A 7,231-nucleotide genomic window follows, 5' to 3' on the forward strand; every position below is an offset into this window, starting at 1 on the left:
TTATCACGGCTGGTTTTTTGCGCTCATAATTAACAAGACGGAGCACCGAAAAGCGGTGCGCCCTCACATGAGGAGCATCCTATGGTGTTGCGTATCCTCGACCGCTTTGAAGAAATATTGCTGTCTTTTTTGATTGCAGCGGCCGTTGTGCTGATCTTTGTCGCGGTTGCTCACCGTTATTCTATCGGGCTGGTTGCCGATGTGCTGTCCTGGGCACGTGCTAATGATTATGCCGAATTGCAGGGCTATGCCCGCAGCTTTTATCGCTGGCTGGCATCAATCAATCTGACCTGGGCACAGGAAGCCTGTATTTATCTGTTTGTGTGGATGGCGAAATTCGGCGCGGCCTATGGCGTGCGTATTGGCATCCATGTCGGCGTTGATGTGCTGGTGGAGCGTATGTCACTGAAAAACCAGCGCCTGATGATTATTATCGCTTTTCTGGCCTGTATCCTGTTCACGGGTATCGTGGCGTGGATCGGCACGGATTTCGTCTGGCATATTTCCAAAACCGGCCAGATTTCCGCTGATCTCGAAATGCCGATGTGGATTGTTTATCTCGCCGTGCCGCTTGGCTCTGCCTTGATGTGCTTCCGCTTTATTCAGGCGCTGTGGCTCTATCTCACCACAGGCACTATCGCTCATCACGATCATGGTCATGTTGACGGGCTGGAAGATGCGGAGGCCGCACGATGACCGCTCTGATTATCTTCCTCATTCTGGCACTGTTGCTTGTGACAGGGATGCCGGTTTCCATTGCGCTGGGTCTGACGGTTTTCACCTTCCTGTTCGGTTTCACCTCGATCCCGATGGATTCAATTGCGCTGAAACTGTTCACCGGTATTGAAAAATTTGAGATCATGGCGATCCCGTTTTTCATCCTTGCCGGTAACTTTCTCACCCATGGCGGGGTAGCCAAGCGCATGATCCGCTTTGCCACCTCGATGGTCGGGCACTGGTATGGCGGTATGGGGCTGGCTGCGGTTGCCGCCTGTTCGCTGTTTGCTGCAATTTCCGGCTCGTCACCGGCAACGGTGATGGCGGTTGGTTCCATCCTGATACCGGCAATGGTCAAGCAGGGTTATCCGCCGCAATTTGGTACCGGCGTAATCGCGACCTCCGGCGGGTTGGGCATTCTCATTCCGCCGTCGATTGTGATGGTGATGTATGCGGTGGCAACCTCCGGCATGGTGGTGACCGGGCCGGACGGTGCGCCGGTCATGTCGGCCTCAATCGGCACATTGTTTATGGCCGGTGTTGTTCCGGGGCTGATGCTGGCGGCAATGCTTGGCAGCACAACCATCTGGCGCGCATGGAAAAACGGCTATCCGCGGATGCAGAAAGCCAGCTGGCGTGAGCGCTGGGAAGCCTTCCGCTCCTCCGTCTGGGGGCTGATGCTGATCGTCATCATTATGGGTGGTATTTATGGCGGTATTTTCACACCGACTGAAGCTGCTGCGGTTTCTGCCGTCTATGCATTCGTGATTGCAGTTTTTGTCTATAAGGACATTAAACTGCGCGATGTGCCGAAAGTGCTGCTGTCTTCGGCGGCGATGAGCGCGATGCTGCTCTATATCATTACCAATGCGGTGATGTTTGCCTTCATCCTGACCTCGGAGCAAATTCCGCAGCAGATGAGTGCATGGATCGTTGAGCAGGGCTTTGGCATGATCGGCTTCCTGCTGATGGTCAATATCATCCTGCTGCTGATCGGTATGGTGATGGAGCCTTCTGCCGTGGTGCTGATTATGGCGCCGATCCTGTTTCCGATTGCCGTGAAACTCGGTGTTGATCCGGTGCATTTCGGGGTGATGATGGTGGTGAATATGGAGATCGGTCTGTGTACACCGCCGGTGGGGCTCAATCTCTATGTGGCCTCATCCATATCGAAAATGGGGCTCACGGCCGTGACCAAATCGACATTGCCTTGGATTATCACAACGCTGATCTTCCTCGGGCTGGTCACTTATGTGCCGCAGATCACGCTCTGGCTGCCGCATACGCTGGGCATGAAATAAAGGCTTTAATAATCACACAAAAGGCGGCTTCGGCCGCCTTTTTCTTTGGCTGCAACAGCTGACAGGCTTGTGACGGTTAGGTGATTTCTTTTGTCATAAAAATCGACTAAACAGAGGCTCAGGAGCAATTCTCGCTTTTCGGGATACGCTTTAAATAATGTTCTGAACCTGATGGAGCGGTTTTGTGAGCGGAGATGCAGGGATCAGTACAGTGCAGCCTGCTGTTATAGACAGTGGTGCGCGTTATTACCGCTGGGCGGTGGCGGGTGCATTTTTTTCCAACGGCTTTGTCACCGGCAGCTGGGCTTTGCATATTCCGCTGATGATGAGCCGGTTGGGCGTTTCTGAAGGTGTCTTCGGATTGCTCATTCTGGTTTTCGGTCTTGGCGCTCTGGCGGCCATGGGACTGTGCGGCCCGTTGCTGGCGCGCTATGGCTCGGATCGCGTGACCAAAAGCTTTGCTGTCGGCGTGGCGTTCTGGCTGATTGTTGTTGCTCTGACCAATAATCTTTATCTGGCTGTGCCGGTGCTGTTTATGCTGGGCGCGGTTTTCGGCGGTATGGATGTGGCGATGAATGCCAATGCCGTTGCGGTGGAGAAAACGCTCGGCCGTGCGCTGATGTCTTCCTCTCACGGTTTCTGGAGTCTTGGCGGTTTTGCCGGCAGTGCGCTTGGCAGCTTTTATCTGCACTATCAGGGCGCATTCAGCCATGCGGTTCTGGTGAGCGTGATTGCCGGTATCATCATGCTGATAACTTTGCCGCGACTGGTTATGGATCGTCAGCAGCAGACCAGCGAGAAAATCCGCTTCCGCCTGCCTAATCAGCCGGTGATCTATCTGATCGGTATGATGGCATTATTCGCAATGGTGCCGGAAGGCGCGGTGCTGGACTGGGCGGCGGTCTATATTCAGCAGGCTTTTTCAGCAGATTTGACTACAGCCGGTTATGGCTATGCAGCTTTTTCTGCAACCATGGCGCTGGTTCGTTTTCTCGGAGACGGCGTGCGTAACCGCTTCGGTGCCGTGCGGACATTCCGCGTGTCGATCATTATTGCCGCATCGGGCTTGTTTGTCAGCGGTTTTGCACCACATGCGTGGATAGCAATTCTGGCTTTTGCCGTTGCAGGACTTGGTGTGGCTAATATTGTGCCGATCATTTTCTCGGCGGCAGGCAATCAGAGTGGCATCCATGCGGGTACGGCGTTAAGTCTTGTCACATTGATGGGCTATTCAGGCATTCTGGTTGCACCGTCACTGATCGGCTATATCGGCGGGCATATCGGTTTCGGCCCTGTCTATATGGTGCTGGCACTGATGCTGGTGGTGGTGTTTATGCTTTCATCGCTCGCAAGTGCCGCAGATCAGAAAAGAGAATAGAAGTTTTGAACGACCTGCTGTAAGACTGTCACAATTGCGGTTCAAAAGCTGTTCCGTCACGGTTATGGAACAGCATTGAACCGAGATGTTCCCGTATCACTGTAAGATTGCCCACTTTAAGATTGTATAATTATGGCTTCTGATAATCTGCACTATTATGCCCATCCCTTTGCCCGCCGCACATCTGTCGGGGTCAATGTCGGCGGCGTGATTGTTGGCGGTGATGCGCCGGTGGTTGTGCAATCCATGACCAATACGGATACGGCGGATATTGACGGTACAGTTGCACAGGTGGCTGCCCTGCATCATGCGGGTTCCGAACTGGTACGTATCACGGTTGACCGTGATGAATCTGCCGCCGCCGTGCCGAAAATCCGTGAGCGTCTTGAGCGCCTCGGCCTCAATGTGCCGCTGATCGGTGATTTTCATTATATCGGCCATAAGCTGCTGTCAGACCATCCGGCCTGTGCGGAAGCGCTGGCGAAATACCGTATCAATCCGGGCAATGTTGGCTTCAAAGACAAAAAAGACAAGCAGTTTGCCGAAATTATCGAAATGGCAATCCGCTATGACAAGCCGGTGCGTATCGGTGTAAACTGGGGCTCGCTGGATCAGGAATTGCTGACCACGCTGATGGATCGCAATCAGGCTGCCGGTGCGCCAATGACCGCGCAGGAAGTGATGCGCGAGGCGATTATCCAGTCTGCACTGATCTCTGCTGATCTGGCTGAAGAAATCGGCCTGCCGCGCGAGAAGATCATTCTTTCCGCCAAAGTCAGTCAGGTACAGGATCTGATTGCTGTTTATGCGGAACTGGCCAAACGCTGCGATCATGCGCTGCATCTGGGGCTGACCGAAGCCGGTATGGGCACCAAAGGCATTGTGGCTTCTTCCGCCGCGATGGGTATTCTCTTGCAGCAGGGCATCGGCGATACAATCCGTATTTCACTGACACCGGAGCCGAATGGCGATCGTACCCGTGAAGTGCAGGTTTCGCAGGAATTGCTGCAGGTGATGGGCTTCCGTCAGTTTATCCCGATTGTTGCGGCGTGTCCGGGTTGCGGACGCACCACCTCAACGGTGTTTCAGGAACTGGCGCAGACCATTCAGAATGATATCCGCACCAATATGCCGATCTGGCGTGAGAAATATCCGGGTGTTGAAGGCCTGTCTGTTGCGGTGATGGGCTGTATCGTTAATGGTCCGGGTGAATCCAAACATGCGGATATCGGCATTTCTCTGCCGGGAACCGGTGAGACACCATCCGCACCGGTTTTCGTAGATGGCAAGAAGGTCGCGACATTGCGCGGTCCCGCAATCGCTGAAGATTTCCAGAAGATGGTGGCCGAATATATCGAAAACCGTTACGGGCTCGGCGCTAAAAAGCCGGAAGCCGTAGAATAAGAATAATAAAAAACCGGCTGTTTTAGCCGGTTTTTTATTGAAGATATTTGGGTCAGCTCTGACGCAGAGCGATAAAATGCGCGGCTTCTTTCAAAATCTGCGCTTTGTCACCGAAAGGTGCGAGCAGGTCTTCTGCCTGCGAGACCAGACCAGCCAGCTGTTTTTTTGTCCAGTCAATGCCATGCAGTGAAACAAGGGTCGCTTTGCCTGCGGCAGCATCTTTGCCGGTGGCTTTACCCATAGTCGCTGCATCGGCGGTTACATCAAGCAGATCATCGGCAAGCTGGAAAGCCAGACCAATGGCCGAGCCGAATTCAGCAAGGCGCTCACGCTCTTCCGTGCTTGCATTGCCGATAATCGCACCGGCTTCACATGCGAAGCGGATCAGCGCGCCGGTTTTCATCGCTTGCAGGGTAATAATGTCCGCTTCATCAGGGCTGGCGGTTTCAGCCATCAGATCAAGTGCCTGACCGCCGACCATACCGCCGACACCGGAGGCACGCGACAAAGCCTGCACCAGATCAAGGCGGGTTTTCACCGGCAGTTCTGTGGCATCATCAGCGATGATGTCAAAAGCATAAGTGAGCAGACCGTCACCAGCGAGAATTGCTGCCGCTTCATCATAGGCTTTGTGAACAGTTGGCTGGCCGCGACGCATATCATCATCATCCATGGCCGGAAGATCATCATGAACCAGCGAGTAGCAATGGATACATTCCAGCGCTGCGGCAACGCGCAATGCAGCTTGGGGATCAGCATCATAGAGACGGGCGGTTTCCGTGACCAGAAACGGGCGCAGGCGCTTGCCGCCATTCAGCGCACCATGACGGATTGCGGCCATCAGGCGCGGCGGACGAATAACCTCGCCGAGACGCGGGCGCTCATCCAGAAGTGAGACCATCAGTTGCTCAACGGAAGCGGCATGAAGTGCCAGCCGCTGTCCGAAACCGGAAATGTCATGATCGTTTTTCATGGACAAGGGCATGAACCATTCGCCTGTAATAATCAACTCCTGTCCGGTCGGCTCAATATGAAATTTCTGTATCAGAGGTGATGCAGAAAAGCCGCGAAATGTTTTTTACCAACAAAAAATGCCTGAAAACTGATATGTCTTGCAGCACCGGCTTTTCAATCGGCTGAAATTATGCAGTAACGATATGGCAAGTAACGGAGACACTGCGGGCACAATGACAAAATTTGTCATGTATAAGGAGGACGGAGATAAAGGGGACGGTCATCATGAAACCGCAGCTCCGAAAACCGTCGCCAGCTTTGTGGCGGATCCGGTGAGCGTGCGGCCGTGGTATTGGCTGAAGCGCTTTTTGCTGTTGCTGGTAATTGCGCCTTTCGCTCTGCTTTTTCTCTACAAGCTGCCCTTTGTGCATCCGGTATCAACCTTGATGATTAAGGATCTGGTGACGCTGAAAGGCTATGAACGCCAATGGGTGCCGCTGGAGGATATTGCTCCGGTACTGGTCAATTCGGTGATGATGTCCGAAGACGGGCAGTTTTGCAGCCATTATGGCATTGACTGGAATCAGCTGAAACTGGTGCTGGGCAGTGACGGTGAGCCAAGCCGCGGCGCTTCGACAATCCCGATGCAGACTGTGAAAAATCTGTTTCTTTGGAACGGGCGCTCTTATGTGCGCAAGGCACTGGAATTCCCACTGGCGCAGGCCGCCTCATTGATTCTTTCCAAGCGTCGGATGATGGAGATTTATCTCAATATCGTGGAGTGGGGTGACGGGATTTATGGGGTTGAAGCCGCTGCCCAGCATTATTTCAAGCGTCCTGCTTCCAAATTAACGGCGCGGCAGGCTGCCTATCTCGCAGTCACGCTGCCGAATCCGATTCTCCGCGATGCGTCCAAACCAAGCCGCGGGATGGTGCGGATTTCCCGTATTATTGAGCGCAGAGCCCAAAACAGCGGCACTTATGTCGGCTGCGTGCAATAAAATCAGCAAAATTTGAGCAAAAGCGCGAAATCTTTTGTCCTTTGGCCGGGAATGATGCTATAGGGCAGCGACTGAAATACATTTCTGAGCAGGTTTTTAAGCCGGTAAATCGGGATTTGCATAAAAAAAATGCGAGTCCTGCTGGTCAAAAGACGTTTGAGCGTGTATAGGCAGCAAAACTTTCCGGAACAATGTCCGATGTGACAGCCTTGCTATGAGGCACCGGACATTCGATTGACTAATCACTGGAGCAGAATCAATGGCTGTACCTAAACGAAAAACTTCCCCTTCGAAGCGCGGCATGCGTCGTTCGGCTGATGCGCTGAAGGCTCCGACATATGTTGAAGACAAGAACTCCGGCGAACTGCGTCGCCCGCACCATATCGACCTGAAAAGCGGTATGTATCGCGGCCGTCAGGTTCTGGAGCCAAAGGAAGCGTAATTTCGCTTTTTCTTGGAGCTTTTAAAAAAGAAAC

At 53.3% G+C, this 7,231-nt stretch carries 7 protein-coding genes; 6 read left to right on the forward strand and 1 reads right to left on the reverse strand.

The window, feature by feature from the left end; genetic code table 11:
- Positions 1–81 precede the first annotated feature (81 nt).
- The 4 genes from A918_RS0104595 (at position 82) to ispG (ending at position 4,800) form a co-directional block, all read left to right on the forward strand.
- Complete coding sequence (locus A918_RS0104595) at positions 82–696, forward strand: TRAP transporter small permease (protein WP_022709916.1); 615 nt, start codon at positions 82–84, stop codon at positions 694–696.
- A complete protein-coding gene (locus A918_RS0104600) occupies positions 693–2,018 on the forward strand; it encodes a TRAP transporter large permease (protein WP_022709917.1) in 1,326 nt (441 codons plus the stop codon). The genes A918_RS0104595 and A918_RS0104600 overlap by 4 nt, the downstream gene beginning before the upstream one ends.
- Positions 2,019–2,202: 184 nt before the next feature.
- Positions 2,203–3,396: an MFS transporter gene (locus A918_RS0104605; protein ID WP_245257290.1), complete on the forward strand. Its 1,194-nt coding sequence runs from the start codon at positions 2,203–2,205 to the stop codon at positions 3,394–3,396.
- 132 nt (positions 3,397–3,528) lie between these two features.
- Positions 3,529–4,800 (forward strand): flavodoxin-dependent (E)-4-hydroxy-3-methylbut-2-enyl-diphosphate synthase, encoded by a 1,272-nt coding sequence (gene ispG, locus A918_RS0104610; protein WP_022709919.1) that lies wholly within the window; start codon positions 3,529–3,531, stop codon positions 4,798–4,800.
- Positions 4,801–4,852: 52 nt separating this feature from the next.
- Here ispG and A918_RS0104615 read toward each other — a convergent pair whose 3' ends face one another.
- Positions 4,853–5,701: a polyprenyl synthetase family protein gene (locus tag A918_RS0104615; protein ID WP_245257291.1), complete on the reverse strand. Its 849-nt coding sequence runs from the start codon at positions 5,699–5,701 to the stop codon at positions 4,853–4,855.
- Between the two features lie 286 nt (positions 5,702–5,987).
- Here A918_RS0104615 and mtgA point away from each other — a divergent pair, with 286 nt between their 5' ends.
- Positions 5,988–6,755, forward strand: coding sequence for a monofunctional biosynthetic peptidoglycan transglycosylase (gene mtgA / locus A918_RS0104625; RefSeq protein WP_022709921.1), 768 nt, complete (start codon positions 5,988–5,990; stop codon positions 6,753–6,755).
- A 259-nt stretch (positions 6,756–7,014) separates the two neighbouring features.
- Entirely contained in the window at positions 7,015–7,197 is a 183-nt protein-coding gene (rpmF, locus tag A918_RS0104630) for a 50S ribosomal protein L32 (protein ID WP_022709922.1), read from the forward strand.
- The last annotated feature ends 34 nt before the right edge of the window (positions 7,198–7,231 follow it).

This window comes from Pseudochrobactrum sp. AO18b (assembly GCF_000409565.1).
Lineage (GTDB): Bacteria > Pseudomonadota > Alphaproteobacteria > Rhizobiales > Rhizobiaceae > Pseudochrobactrum > Pseudochrobactrum saccharolyticum.